The sequence below is a fragment of the Streptosporangium sp. NPDC050148 genome, from assembly GCF_055586505.1.
In genome coordinates this window covers 195,938-209,612 of sequence record NZ_JBVJIA010000005.1, presented here as the reverse complement: position 1 = coordinate 209,612, position 13,675 = coordinate 195,938, and the positions used below count along the sequence as shown (strand labels likewise).

Below are 13,675 nucleotides of genomic sequence, written 5' to 3'. Positions count from 1 at the left end.
GAGAATTCGCACGTTTTCATCACCCGGCACCGGAGCCCCGGCTATTCCTCGGGCTTGACGGTCATGGCGGCCGCCGCCTCCGGCCCCTCGGCCAGCAGCACCGCCAGCCCCTCCTCGCCGAGCACGGGCACACCGAGCTTGATCGCCTTGTCGAGCTTGGACCCGGCGTTCTCCCCCGCGATCACGAACGAGGTCTTCTTCGACACCGAGCCCGAGACCCTGCCCCCGCGCGAGGTCAGGGCCACGCCGGCCTCGTCGCGGGTGAAGGCGGCCAGCGTGCCGGTCACCACGAAGGTGAGCCCGGCCAGGGTCTGCGGGAGCTGCTCGGCCGGGGGGTCGTCGGCCATCCGGACCCCGGCCGCCGCCCACCGGTCGATGATCTCCCGGTGCCAGTCGACCTCGAACCAGTCACGGATCGCCGCGGCCACCCGCGGGCCGACGCCCTCCACGGCGGCGAGCTCCTCCTCCGAGGCCGCCGCGATCGCCGGGATCGAGCGGAACTCCGCGGCGATCGCCTGGGCCGTCGGGGGCCCCACGTGCCGGATGGAGAGCGCCACGAGCACCCGCCAGACCGGCCGGTCCTTGGCGTTCTCCAGCTCCTGGAGCATCTTCTCGGCGTTCCTGCTGGGCTCGCCGCTCTGGTTGGCGAAGAAGGTGACGACCTTCTGCTTGCCGGTGTCCGGGTCGGTCCTGGGCAGGCCGGTGTCGAGGTCGCGGACCACCGACCTGATCGGCAGCAGCTGCTCCATCGTCAGGTCGAACAGGTCGGCCTCGGTGCGGATCGGCGGCTGCTGCGGCGGCAGCGGCTGGGTCAGCGCGGTGGCCGCCACGTAGCCCAGCCCCTCGATGTCGAGGGCCTTGCGCCCCGCGGCGAAGAAGATGCGCTCGCGGAGCTGGGCCGGGCACGCCCTGGTGTTGGGGCAGCGCAGGTCGGCGTCGCCCTCCTTCTCGTAGGCCAGCCCGGTGCCGCACTCCGGGCAGCGCTCCGGCATCGTGAACGCCCGCTCGGTGCCGTCGCGCAGGCCGACCACCGGGCCGGTGATCTCGGGGATGACGTCGCCGGCCTTGCGCAGCACCACGGTGTCGCCGATCAGCACGCCCTTGCGCGCGACCTCCGAGCCGTTGTGCAGGGTGGCCCGCTCGACCCTGGAACCGGCCACGACGATCGGCTCCATCACCCCGTACGGCGTGATCCGGCCGGTGCGGCCCACCCCGACCTGGATGTCGAGGAGTTTCGTGTTGACCTCCTCCGGCGGGTACTTGTAGGCGATGGCCCAGCGCGGGGCCCGGCTGGTGGAGCCCAGGTTGCGCTGGAGCTCGACGCGGTCGACCTTGACCACGACGCCGTCGATCTCGTAGGCCGGGTCGTGCCGGTGCTCGCGGTAGAACTCGATGAACTCCTCGATGCCGCCGAGGTCGTCGACGACCCGGTACAGGTCGCTGACCGGCAGGCCGAACCCGGCGAGCCGCCGGTAGATCTCCGACTGGGTGGGGGGCAGGGCCGTGCCCTCCCACCTGCCGACCCCGTGGACGATCATGCGCAGCGGGCGCTGCGCGGTGACGCGCGGGTCCTTCTGCCGGAGCGAGCCGGCCGCGGAGTTGCGCGGGTTGGCGAACGGGGCCTTGCCCGCCTCGACCAGGTGCTCGTTGAGCTTCGTGAACTCCTCGACCGGCATGTAGACCTCGCCGCGGACCTCCACCAGGTCGGGGACGTCGTCGCCGGTCAGGCGGTGCGGGATGCCGGTGATCGTGCGGACGTTGGCCGTCACGTCGTCCCCGACGCGGCCGTCGCCCCGGGTCGCCCCCCGGGTCAGGCGGCCCTTGCGGTAGAGCAGCGCGATCGCCAGGCCGTCGATCTTCAGCTCGCACAGGTACGGCGCGGGGTCGCGCTCGGCCAGCCGCTCGGCCCTGGCCCGCCAGGAGGCCAGGTCGTCGGCGTTGAAGGCGTTGTCGAGGCTCTCCATCCGCTGCAGGTGCTCGACCGGGGTGAAGTCGCTGGAGATCGGCGCGCCGACCTTCTGGGTGGGCGAGTCGGGCGTGCGCAGGGTGGGGTGCTCCTCCTCCAGGGCACGCAGCTCGCGCATCCACAGGTCGTACTGGGCGTCGCTCACGGTGGGCGCGTCGAGCACGTGGTAGCGCCAGTTGGCCTCCTCGGCCAGCTCGCTCAGCTCCGCGTGCCGCTCCAGCGCGGCCACCGGCACACCCTCGACCTCAGCTCCCATCGCCGGGCCCTCCCCTCGTCGTCGCCCAGGGTGAACGTTATCGCCGGACACCGACAACCGGCTCGGGCGACCGGCCGCCGGCGCCACGTCACCGGCACCGCGTCCCCCCATACCGGGCCATCTCCACCACGTCATCCCCACCGGGTCACCGGTGCCGGGGTCACCCGTGCCGGGGTCACCCGTGCCGGATCAGCGCCGATGCGCCGCCGGTGCCGCGTCACCGGCGCGTCGGCCCGGGCGCGCCGCCGTCCCCGGCCTCACTCGCCGGGGTCGTCCCGCAGCACCCGGGCGGCCCCGCGGCAGGCGGCCAGGGCCGCCCTGGCGTAGGCGGGCGAGGCTCCGGCCAGGCCGCAGGCGGGGGTGAGCACGACCTGCGAGGCCAGGGTCGCGGAGGGGAAGCCGAGCCGGCGCCAGAGCTCCTTCGCGGGCGCGGCCACCGCGCCGGCGTCGGCGATCGCGGAGTCCACGCCCGGCACGACGCCGAGGAACAGGGCCGTGCCCGCCTCGACGATCTCGCCGACCGCGTCCTCCTCGCGCCTGCTCAGCAGGCGGGCGTCGAGCGACACCCCCCGGACGCCCGCGGCGCGCAGCACGCCGAAGGGCACGCGCGGGGCGCAGCAGTGCACCACCGTGAACACGTCCGGCGGGAACACCGCCCGCAGCCGTTCGGCGACGACCTGCCGGTCCACGGCGGCCAGCCGCCCGAAGCCCGAGGCGGTCGGGACGGTGCCCGCCAGCACGCCGGGCAGTCCCGGCTCGTCGAGCTGGAGCACGATCTCCGACGCGCCGGGCACCCGGCGGCGGACCTCGGCGACGTGCGCGGCGAGCCCCTCGGCCAGGGACGCCACCAGGTCGCGCACGGCCCCGGGGTCGGCGAGGGTCTTGTCGCCGTACCGCAGCTCGATCGCGCCGGCCAGCGTCCACGGCCCGCACGCCTGGATCTTGAAGGGGCCCTCGTAGCCCTGGACGACCTCCTCCAGCCCGTCGAGGTCGCGGATCAGGTGGTCGCGGGCGCGCTTGGCGTCACGTCCGGGCCGGTCGGCGAACCGCCAGCCCGACGGCTGCACCTCCACCGGCATCTCCAGCAGGAGGGACGCGGTACGCCCGATCATGTCGGCGCCCACGCCGCGGGCGGGCAGCTCCGGCAGGTACGGCAGCGCGGGCGACTCGCCGAGGACGACCCTGACCGCCTCGGCGTGGTCCTCGCCCGGATGCGAACCGATGCCGGTCGCGGTCGCCTCACCCCATGGGTACTGGCTCACAACTGCTCCTGGTCTCGCGTCGGAACATGGGCGGGCTCCGCCGGTGCCTGCCCGGCTCACCCGCCCACGCAGCTTATGGCCGCGCGATCGCGTCCCCGGCCCGGAAATCCCGCCGCGCCGTGACGGAAGGCACCGGGCTGAGTAGGGTGCTGCCCGGTATCACCTGTTTCCGGGGCCTGTGCGCTCCGGAGCGCCTCGGTCAGGGGGCCGTCGCGCTCAGGGGCCGTGTCGTTCTGGGGGCTCTTCGTGATCGGTCGGATGCTCGCCACGGTACTGACGCTGGTGGCGGTCGCGGCCCCTCCGGCCGCGGCCGGGACGGTGACGAGGGTGACGACGGTGACGGTCCCGGCTCCGGGCGGGGGGACGGCCGCCCCGGCCCCCGGCGCGGGGACGGCGGTCGCGGCCTCCGCCTCCGCCTCCGCCTCCGCCTCCGCGCACGGTGCGGGATCGGCGCCGGAGAAATGCACTCCCAGGCGCGGTACGACCAGCATCTCCGAGTCCTGGGCCCAGCGCCGGCTCAGCCTCTCCGAGGTGTGGGAGCTGACCAAGGGGGCCGGGGTGACCGTCGCGGTCGTCGACAGCGGGGTGGAGGCCCGGCATCCCCAGCTGAGGAGGATCCGCTCGGTCGACCTGACCGCCACCGGGGTCCGCGACTGCCTCGGCCACGGCACGGCCGTGGCGGGCATCATCGGGGCGGCGGAGATGAAGGGCGTGCCCTTCACCGGGGTCGCGCCGCAGGCGAGGCTGATCTCCGTCAAGCAGACCTCCGACGGCACCGGGGACGTGGGCAGGCTGGCCGCGGCCATCGTGCGGGCCACCGAGCTCGGCGCCGACGTGATCAACGTCTCGGTGCAGGCGAGCGACCAGGCCGACCTGCGCAACGCGGTCGCCTACGCCCTGGCCAGGGACGTGGTCGTGGTGGCCGCGGCCGGCAACGTGCAGAAGGAGGACGGCACCCCGGCGCCGGCCTACCCGGCCGCCTACGAGGGGGTCATCTCGGTCGGGGCGGCCGGTCCCGACGGGGCCAGGGCCGACTCCTCGAACGCGGTCACCCCGGTCACGGTCCTGGCCCCCGGCAGGGGGGTCACGAGCACCTGGGCCGGGCGGAGCTACCGCGAGGACCTGGAGGGCACCAGCTTCGCCGCGCCGTACGTGGCCGGGGTGGCCGCGCTGGTGCGCGCCCGCCACCCGCAGCTGGACAACGTGCGGATCCGGCGGCGCATCGAGCTGACCGCGGACGGCGGCACCGGGACGGGCACCGGCGCGGGGATGGTGAACCCGCTGCTGGCGGTCTCGGCGATCCTGCCGTCCGAGCAGGTGGCGCTCGCGCCGCGCGAGGCGGCCCCGCTGCCGGCGGACGCGGTGCGGCCCGCTCCCACGGGGGATCCCGTGGCCGTCTCGCGCGCCCTGTGGCTGGCGCTGGGCGCGCTCGCCGCGGGCGTTCTGGTCACCGCGGCCGGCATCGCGGTGCCGATGGGCCGTCGCCGGGGCTGGCGACCGGGCACACCAGAGAATCAAACATGACAAACGTATTAAAAACCCGCTCTACCCCGCCGGATTTGGTTGGATGGGACCCAATTAGCCTAAAGCGGCTTTATTGACAGCTGCGCTGGAAGGAATCCAATGGGGTATTTGTACCCATTACTGGCCGAAGATCCTAGTCGTATCGGGGTGCACGTCCTGGTCGGCCGGCTCGACCCGGCCCCCGAGCACACCGTCTACCTGGGACATCTCCTCGATGACGAGACCGTTCGCGTCATCCGCCTCCTCCCTCCCCGGCCGGACGCCGACGCGCAGGCCCGGGAACAGATCACGACCGCGCTGAACGCGGCCAAGCGGGCGTCCGGGGCGCACACCGCCAGGCTGCTGGAGGTCGGCTGGTTCGACGACTCCCCGTACGTCGTCCGCGAGCACGTCGAGGGTCCCACCCTGCGGCAGGCGGTCGCCGAGCACGGCCCGCTCGCCGGTGACGCGCTGGAGCGGTTCGCCGTCGGCACCCTCACCGCGCTGACCGCCCTGCACCTGGCGGGCCTCGCCCACGGGGCGCTCACCCCCGACACCGTGATCCTCGGACCGGACGGCCCGCGGGTCTTCGACATCGGCCTCGTCCCCGCCACCGGCGGGTGGGAGCCGGACTACCTGGCCCCGGAGCGGCCGCGTGAGGACCCCCTGGCCCTCAACGGCGCGCCCGCGGACCTGTTCGCCTGGGCGGCCACGGTCGTCCACGCGGCGACCGGACGCCCGCCGTTCGGCGGACGGCCGGAGCAGGGCCCGGCGGACCTGAGCGGCCTGCCCGCGGAGCTGCGGCCCGTCCTCGCCTCCTGCCTGTCCGGGCGGTACGAGGAGCGGCCGGACGCCAGGACCGCCATGCTGCGCCTCCTGGGCGAGCGCGAGGCGGCGGACGCGGCGGCGGGTGCGGCGGCGGACGCGGCGACCTCCCTGGCCGGAACCGCTCCGGAGCCCGTCCCCTTCCCCGGCGTCGTCGGCACCGTCTCGGGGGCCGAGGCGGACACCGCGGCGGGCACCGCGGCGGGCACCGGGCCGGACGCGCGGACCGGCGCGGGAGCGGACACGATCTCGGACACCGGGGCACGGGCGGCCTCCGGTTCCGGGGCACGGAACGGCACGGACGTCACGGGGATCCTGCACGGGGAGGACGTTCCGGCCGACGAGGCCGCCCCCGGTGCGGCCGCACCGGGACGGCCCGCGACACCGGCGACGTCGGTCTGGGGTGCTCCGCAGCTTCCCCAGGACGCGTCCCCCGTACCCGGCATCCCGGCCCAGGCACCCCCGCCCGCCGCCGAGAAGAGGCCGAGGAGCGGGAACTTCTCCATGGCGCTGGCCGTCTGCGTCGGCGCCATCGTCCTGCTCTCCGGGCTCGGACTGTGGGCGGCCGGGCGTTACACCGCCCTGAACGACCTGGAGCAGGCCTCCTCCAACGGGGCCGTCCCGGAGGTCGCCCTCGGCCTGGCGGACAGCTCGCAGCAGGAGCCGCAGGCGGCCGATCCCGGCCAGGCCCCCGGGGACGACCCGGTGGGCAAGGTCACCGTGCCCTGGGGCACGACGCCCGACCCCGAGTCCGCGGAGGTCGGGCCGCTGCAGCTGCCCAGCGACGCCCCCACGCCCCCGGTGCCGACCATCGGCTCGTACACCGGTCCCCCGGTCCCCGTGCCGACCGGTCCGCTGACCGCGGCCCCGACGGTGCCCGCGGTGCCGACCGTCCCCGCGACCGCCCCGGCGACCCCCACCGCCGAGGCGTCGTCCACGGCGCCCGTCCAGACGACCCCGACCCCGGTGCCGTCGCTGACCGTCGCGCCGGAGGGACCGCCGACCGTCACGCCGACGCCGGTGCCGAGCCCCACCCCCACCCCGGGGCAGAGCGACCCTCCCGCCACGCCGGCGCCCGGCACGACGCCCACCCCGGCGCCGGTGTTCCCGACGCCGACGCCGAGCACGGGCCAGGGGACGCCGACCCCGGTGCCCACCCTCTCCCCGACGGCTCCCCCGGTGGTTCCTCCGACGGCGCGGCCGACGACCGCCAGGCCGTCACAGCCGGCCCCTCCGACCGCCAGGCCGACCGCCAGGCCGTCACAGCCTGCCGTTCCCACCTTCAAGCCGACCGCCAGGCCGTCGCAGCCGGCGACCGCCAGGCCGTCGCAGCCGGCCGTTCCCACCTTCAAGCCGACCGCGAGCCCCTCGCAGCCCGCGAGGCCCACGGTCCGGCCGACGACCCAGCCCACCGTCCGGCCCACGGTCCGGCCGACGACCCAGCCCACCGTCCGGCCCACGGTCCGGCCGACGGTCCGTCCGACGGTGGTCCCGACGGTCCGGCCGACCTTCTCGACGACCGCCAGGCCGTCCTGGACGCCCCCGGTGCAGCGCACCAACCCGCACACCCCCGAGCAGGTCTGCGGGGCGGGCTACACGGTGCAGCGCTCGGCGCCCTTCAACGGCGGGACGGCCTACGTGCTCTTCAACGCCGCCACCGGTAACGGCTGCGCGGTCACCATCAAGAGCGCGAACCTGGGCACCGCGTCACCGGTCTGGGCCACGCTCGACGTCCAGGGCGCCCAGAGCAGGACCGACCGGCGCAGCCACGAGTACTACGCGGGACCGGTCGTCCTTCCCGCCAAGGGCAAGTGCGTGCGTTTCAACGGCGGCGTCCCGAGCGGCTCCGCCGGTCTCGACTGGGGCTGCCGATGAGGCCGGGCGAGCGGGAGAGCGCACCGAACGCCGCGGGCGAGACGTACTCGCTGACCGGGGACCCTGAGGCGGACCGGCTCCTCGCGGGGATCTGGGAACAGACGAACCGCATGGAGGAGGTGGGGCAGAGCCTCGCCGAGACCAGGGGCCGGGGCGAGGCGGCCGACGGTCACGTCCAGGTGGAGGTGCTGGCCAGCGGCGAGCTGGCGGGACTGCGCCTGGACCCGCGCGCCCTGCGCCTGGGCTCGGAGGCCCTCGCCGAGGCGATCCTGGCGGCGTCGGGTGAGGCCGCCAGGGACGCGGCCGAGCAGACCGGCGGGCTGCTGAACTCGCTTCTGGAGGAACCCTTCCGGAACTGATCGGCGGTCCCCGACACACGGATCCGGCCCCGGGCTCCCGCCCGGGGCCGGAGTCGTCCGGGCGCACTCCTCTCGGAGGCGGGCTCAGGCCGGGGGCTTGACCGCCCGGGAGCCGTGCACGATCACCTTGGAGACCCACTGCTCCCAGCTGGGAAGCCCGGGGTTCCCCTGGAGCGTGTTGTCCATCACCGTGTACATCCCGGAACCGGCGAGGCGGGACATCAGGTTGCCCACCGCGTTGCTCGGGAACGCCTTGCCCCAGGGCCCGATCTTGGTCAGGTCGTAGACGCCGTCGAAGGCGAGGTTGCTGACGAAGCCCCGGCCGAACTGCTTGGCGTTCTCCCCCGCGCCGGTGACGTCGTTGCCGGTGAGGTCCTTCTTGACCCCGGCCAGCTCGAAGATGCTCCACTGGATCACCTGCTGGCCGCCCGCGTAACCGATGCTGTCGCCCAGGTAGTAGAACGAGTTGTAGATGATCTTCTCGACGCTCATCTTGAAGAGCTTCATCTGCAGGACCGCGCGGCCCTTGAAAAACCTGTCCATGATCTGCTTCTGCACGGCCGCGCCGATGCCCGCGGTGGCCCAGCCCCAGGCCACCGTGAAGACCATGTTCACCCAGACCTGGATCGCCAGGACGATCAGTACGTACTGGGTGATCTCCACGGCGCGGGCGTAGTCACGGCAGGCCGTGGCGATCGCCCGGCAGAACGTGGCGAGCTGTCCGGGGTAGGGCCGGAACGTGCCCGTCCACAGCTCGTTGAACTCCCGGATCGCCGCGCCGCCGTTGTTCTTCCAGACCTGCTCGGCGATGCCGTTCGCGTCGGCACCGGTGCGCTCGACGACGTCGGCCAGGCGGTCCCAGATGTCCGCCGCCTCACGCAGTTTGTCCGGGTCGCCCTCCGGCCACTGCACGCCGAGCATGGGCGTGACGAACGCGGCGCCGCCCAAGGAACCGCCCACCATCGCGGCCTTGAACGGGTTGGCCTTGACGAGGGCCCCCGCGGCTCCCAGGGGGCTCAATCGAGCTCGGCCTTGCTGTGCGCCTCGATCTCGGGACCGACGATCGCGGTGACCATCGCACCGACCGTGGCCCAGTTGGCCCCGTCCACGTTGTCGCCGACCAGGCCCAGGTTGTCGCCGATCCTGAAGTAGGCGTCCCTGAGCTCCCCGGCGTGCTTGAGGGCCTCGTCACGGGCCGCGAGGTAGCCCTTGCCACCGCCGCCCGCGAACTTCTGCCCGATCTCGTCGTTCCCCCAGAAGGGCCCGAGCCCGTCGAGGGCGGCCATCGCCTCGGTGACGGCCCTGCCGAGCTCGTTGTTCTCGGCGCGGAAGTCCTCCTTGCGCTTGTTCAGGTCGGTCGGACTGATGTCCGTCGGTTCTGCGGGATGGGACACGGCGCTCCCCCTGGACGTGACGTGCGTTTTTGGGGTGATGCTATGTACCCATTGTTACAGAAGAGGGCAGATTTTAGATGCCTTCTGTTTACTTTCCCGTTCACGTGTCCGTGTCGGCGGGTGGCGACATGAACGCGGTCTGAATGAGGCGCACCCCGTTCCTGCGGTCGGAGAGATAGGCGCGGCCCGGCGGCAGCGGGTGCGGGCGCACCCCGAACAGGACGCCCTCGTCCTTGTGGCCCGACATCATCACGGCCGGGGTGGCCATGTCCTTGAGCCGCTGGAGCACCGGGTCGAACATGGCGCGCCCGGCACCGCCCATCGCACGGGCCAGCACCAGGTGCAGGCCGATGTCGCGGGCCTGGGGCAGCAGGTCCATCAACGGCATGAGGGGGTTGGCGCCCGAGGACACCACGTCGTAGTCGTCGACCACGATGTAGATGTCCGCCCCCTTCCACCAGCCGCGTGAGCGCAGCTCCTCCGGGGAGAGGTTCGCCGGGGGGAGCCGCTTGACCAGCGCCTCCCTGATCTCGGCGATGAACTCGCCCGCGGCCGTCGAGGAGGCCGCGTACCCGATGCGGTGCTCGGTGTAGGCGGCGTCCAGCAGCGAGCGCCGGTAGTCGATGACGATGAGGCGGGCCGCCGAGGGCTCGTGGCGGGCCACGACCCCCTCGGCCACCAGGCGCAGCAGGTTGGACTTGCCGCTCTCGTTGTCGCCGATGACGACCAGGTGCGGGTCGGCGTCGAAGTCGGCGAGCACCGGCGACAGCGTGCTCTCGTCGATGCCCAGCGGGATGCGCGCGCCGGTCTGGTCGGGCCGGGGCAGGCTCTCGGGCCCGAGCACCGCGGGCAGCAGCCGCACGCGCGGGGCGGGCGGGCCCTGCCAGGCCGCGGCGACCGCCTCGACCATCGCCCGGGTGGCGGCGGGCAGGTCCTCGGCGCGGGAGCCGCCGTCGACGCGGGGCAGGGCGCCGAGGAAGTGCAGCCCGTCGCGGGTCAGGCCGCGGCCGGGGGTGCCCTCGGGGACGGCCAGCGCGGCCCTGCGGTTCACCTCGGACTCGTAGGCGTCGCCCAGCCGCAGCTCCACGCGCGAGCCGAACAGGTCGCGGATGGAGGGGCGGAACTCCGACCACTTGTTGGTCGCGGCCACCACGTGCACGCCGTAACCGAGGCCGCGGGCGGCCAGCTCGGTGATGACGGGTTCCAGCGACTCGAACTCCTGGCGGACCGTGAGCCAGCCGTCCACCACGAGGAACACGTCCCCGAAGCCGCCGGTGTCGACCCCGCCCCCGGCGCCCTGGGCGCCCTGGACGCCCTGGGCGATCCGGCGCCGGTAGGTCGCGATCGAGTCGACGCCCTGCTCGGCGAACTCGCGCTCGCGCCGCGCGAGCAGCGCGGTGACCTCGGCCACGGTACGACGGACCCGGTCGGCGTCCAGCCGGTTGGCCACCCCGCCGACGTGCGGCAGCCCCTCCAGCGCGGCCAGGCCGCCGCCGCCGAAGTCCAGGCAGTAGAACTGCACCTCGGCGGGGGTGTGGGTGAGGGCCAGACCGGCGATCATCGTGCGCAGCACGGTGCTCTTGCCGCTCTGCGGCCCCCCGGCCACGGCCACGTGCCCGGCCGCGCCGGACAGGTCCAGCCAGTACGGGTCGCGCCGCTGCTCGAACGGCCGGTCCACCACGCCGAGCAGGGCGTGCAGCCCGCCGCGTCCCTGCCACTGCGCGGTCGTCAGCCCGTGGTGCGGGGTGACGCTCAGCGGCGGGAGCAGCTCGTCCAGCGAGGGCGGCTCGGCCAGCGGCGGCAGCCAGATCCGGTGCGCGGGCGGGCCCTGTCCCTCCAGGCGCCGGACGACGACGTCGAGCAGCGACTCGCGTCCCGCGGTGACGGGCTCGGGTTCGGGCTCGGGCTCGGCCTGCGGGGGCGGCGCGACGTAGGCGGCGCCGTACGGGACGATCTGACGTCCCTCGGCGCGCTCGTGCCGCACCACCCGGCGCTCGGGCGTGTAGGGCCCGGAGACGTAGGCGGCCTTGAAGCGGACCATGCCGCTGGTGTCGAACTTCAGGAACGCGTTGCCCGGCGCCGAGGGCAGCTCGTAGGCGTCGGTCACGCCGAGCACCACCCGGCTCTCCATCGCCGAGAAGGTCCGCAGGCCGATCCGGTACGACAGGTGGGTGTCCAGGCCGCGCAGCCTGCCCTCCTCCAGCCGCTGCGAGGCCAGCAGCAGGTGCACCCCCAGGGACCGGCCGAGCCGGCCGATCATCACGAAGAGCTCGATGAACTCGGGCTGCGCCGAGAGCAGCTCGCTGAACTCGTCCAGCACCACGAACAGGGTGGGCAGCGGCCGCAGGTCGGTGCCCTGCTCCCTGGCCTGCTCGTAGTCGCGCAGCGAGGCGTAGTTCCCCGCGGCCCGCAGCAGCTCCTGGCGCCGTACCATCTCGCCGTGCAGGGCGGCGTGCATGCGGTCGACCAGGGGCAGCTCGTCGGCGAGGTTGGTGATCACGGCCGCGACGTGCGGCAGGGAGTCCATGCCCAGGAAGGTCGCGCCGCCCTTGAAGTCGACGAGCACGAAGTTCAGGACCTCCGAGGAGTGCGCGACGGCCAGCCCGAGCACCAGCGTGCGCAGCAGCTCGCTCTTGCCGGAGCCGGTGGCGCCGATGACCAGGCCGTGCGGGCCCATGCCGCCCTGCGCCGACTCCTTGATGTCCAGCTCGACGGGGCGCCCGTCGGTGCCGACGCCGATCGGCACGCGCAGCCGGTTGCGCGGCGCCCGGGGACGCCACAGCAGCGCCGGCTCCAGCGCGGCCGGGTCGCCGAGTCCCAGCAGCTCGGCCAGGGTGGTGTCGGCGGCCAGCGCGTCACCGCCCCCCGCCCCGGCCGGGGAGCCGCGCAGCGGCGCCAGCCGCCTGGCCAGCCCGTCGGCCTGCAGGTAGGAGAAGCGGTCGGGCCTGCCCAGGAGGGTGACGACCTCCTTGCCGCCCTGGTCGGTGGTGACCCGGCTGAAGGAGTCCTCGGTGACGCGCAGCCGGAGCGTCGTCTTCTCCCCGGCCGGGGTCGTGGTCCCGTCGAGGTCGATGAGCGTGACCCCCTCGATCGCGTCCGCGCCCAGCGGGGAGTCCTGCGGGACGTGGCCGCCGTCGATGATCACGACGTGGTACGGGAGCGCGTCGGCCGAGACGCCCGGCTTGAACCGGGCCCGGTTCTTGAAGTCGTCGCCCAGCAGCCGGTCCAGCTCGCCCAGGTCGCCCGTCATCAGCCGGACGGGCCCGGCGGCGTCGGTCTCGTGCGGGTGCAGGGCGTGCGGCAGCCACTTGACCCACTCCCAGTGGGCCATCCACTCCCCGGAGGCGCAGACCGCGATCCTGAGCTCGTCGGGCGAGTGGAAGACGGCCAGCTGGGCGACGAGCGCCCTGATCATGTCGCGGACCGGCGCCTGGGGGCCGGTGGGCCGGACCCGGGCGAAGGAGTGCAGGGCGACCGCGATGGGCAGGTCGGTCACGGTCGAGTGGGCGCGGACGAAGCGGCGCAGCGCGCCCGCGGACATCGCGTCCAGGTCCTCGACCGGCTTGGACTCCGGTGGTATGAGCTGGACGGCCAGGCGCTGGGTCCCGGTGCCCACCCGGACGGCGGCGAAGTCGGCGTCGGTCGGCCGCCGCTCCCACAGGCGGGCGCTCAGCGCGATCGACCAGAGGGCGTCGGGGTCGGGGCCGTTCCAGTCGAGCGCCTCGCGCTGTCTGCGGGCGGCGCGGCGGACCTTGGCGCGGGTCTGGGACAGGTAGCGGAAGTAGTCGCGCCGCAGGCCGTTGAGCCGCTGCTTGCGCTCTCCCCCGGCCCGGCCCATCTGGCCGATCGACATGCCGACCATGGAGAGCGCGAACATGCCGCTGGCCACGTACATGATCGGGTTTCCGCCGCCGTTGCCGGCGAACATCAGCCCCATCGCGGCCGCGCCGGCCAGCATCGGCAGGTAGGTGAGCACCTGGGTGAACCCCGCCGAGGTGGTCTCCGGGATCTCCGGCGGAGACTCCAGCAGGATCTCGCCGCGAGGTGGTACCGGCGACGGACGTCGTTCAGGCCGCCGGACGACCACTATGCCCACTTCGCCCCCGATGTGAGTAAAGCTAATTTTGTCCCCGGCATACCGTAGCGAACCCGTTCCACCTTCTCGGCGAAATCCGGGTGAACGGCACGGAACCGAGACCGGGCCGGGTATCGGACGACCGCCGGGATGGCTACCA

Annotated in this window: 8 protein-coding genes; 3 read left to right on the top strand and 5 right to left on the bottom strand. The window is 73.9% G+C overall.

Going from position 1 to position 13,675, the window contains the following annotated elements; all coding sequences use genetic code 11:
* Positions 1-41: 41 nt before the first annotated feature.
* Positions 42-2,222 (bottom strand): NAD-dependent DNA ligase LigA, encoded by a 2,181-nt coding sequence (gene ligA, locus ACZ6RT_RS07320; protein WP_470152548.1) that lies wholly within the window; start codon positions 2,220-2,222, stop codon positions 42-44.
* A 257-nt stretch (positions 2,223-2,479) separates the two neighbouring features.
* Positions 2,480-3,484, bottom strand: coding sequence for a methionine synthase (locus ACZ6RT_RS07315; RefSeq protein WP_399186505.1), 1,005 nt, complete (start codon positions 3,482-3,484; stop codon positions 2,480-2,482).
* 258 nt (positions 3,485-3,742) lie between these two features.
* On the opposite strand from ACZ6RT_RS07315, the gene ACZ6RT_RS07310 reads away from it, so the two are divergent.
* From ACZ6RT_RS07310 to ACZ6RT_RS07300, 3 genes are all read left to right on the top strand, one after another.
* Entirely contained in the window at positions 3,743-5,008 is a 1,266-nt protein-coding gene (locus ACZ6RT_RS07310; RefSeq protein ID WP_470152547.1) for a S8 family serine peptidase, read from the top strand.
* A 99-nt stretch (positions 5,009-5,107) separates the two neighbouring features.
* Positions 5,108-7,687: a serine/threonine protein kinase gene (locus ACZ6RT_RS07305; RefSeq protein ID WP_470152546.1), complete on the top strand. Its 2,580-nt coding sequence runs from the start codon at positions 5,108-5,110 to the stop codon at positions 7,685-7,687.
* Entirely contained in the window at positions 7,684-8,046 is a 363-nt protein-coding gene (locus ACZ6RT_RS07300; RefSeq protein WP_399186508.1) for a YbaB/EbfC family nucleoid-associated protein, read from the top strand. The genes ACZ6RT_RS07305 and ACZ6RT_RS07300 overlap by 4 nt, the downstream gene beginning before the upstream one ends.
* An 84-nt stretch (positions 8,047-8,130) precedes the next feature.
* Here ACZ6RT_RS07300 and ACZ6RT_RS07295 read toward each other — a convergent pair whose 3' ends face one another.
* The 3 genes from ACZ6RT_RS07295 to eccCa form a co-directional block, all read right to left on the bottom strand.
* Positions 8,131-9,066, bottom strand: a complete 936-nt coding sequence (locus tag ACZ6RT_RS07295; protein ID WP_399186509.1) for a WXG100-like domain-containing protein — start codon at positions 9,064-9,066, stop codon at positions 8,131-8,133.
* Complete coding sequence (locus tag ACZ6RT_RS07290) at positions 9,063-9,440, bottom strand: hypothetical protein (RefSeq protein WP_399186510.1); 378 nt, start codon at positions 9,438-9,440, stop codon at positions 9,063-9,065. Before ACZ6RT_RS07290 ends, ACZ6RT_RS07295 begins: the two co-directional genes overlap by 4 nt.
* Positions 9,441-9,540: 100 nt before the next feature.
* Positions 9,541-13,536, bottom strand: coding sequence for a type VII secretion protein EccCa (eccCa, locus tag ACZ6RT_RS07285; RefSeq protein ID WP_470152545.1), 3,996 nt, complete (start codon positions 13,534-13,536; stop codon positions 9,541-9,543).
* Positions 13,537-13,675: the final 139 nt, after the last annotated feature.

What these genes read in the sequence shown, in the direction of transcription:
- ligA (WP_470152548.1), bottom strand. Translation starts at nt 2,222, where the DNA reads ATGGGAGCTGAGGTCGAGGGTGTGCCGGTGGCCGCGCTGGAGCGGCAC.
- ACZ6RT_RS07310 (WP_470152547.1), top strand. Translation starts at nt 3,743, where the DNA reads ATGCTCGCCACGGTACTGACGCTGGTGGCGGTCGCGGCCCCTCCGGCC.
- ACZ6RT_RS07305 (WP_470152546.1), top strand. Translation starts at nt 5,108, where the DNA reads ATGGGGTATTTGTACCCATTACTGGCCGAAGATCCTAGTCGTATCGGG.
- ACZ6RT_RS07300 (WP_399186508.1), top strand. Translation starts at nt 7,684, where the DNA reads ATGAGGCCGGGCGAGCGGGAGAGCGCACCGAACGCCGCGGGCGAGACG.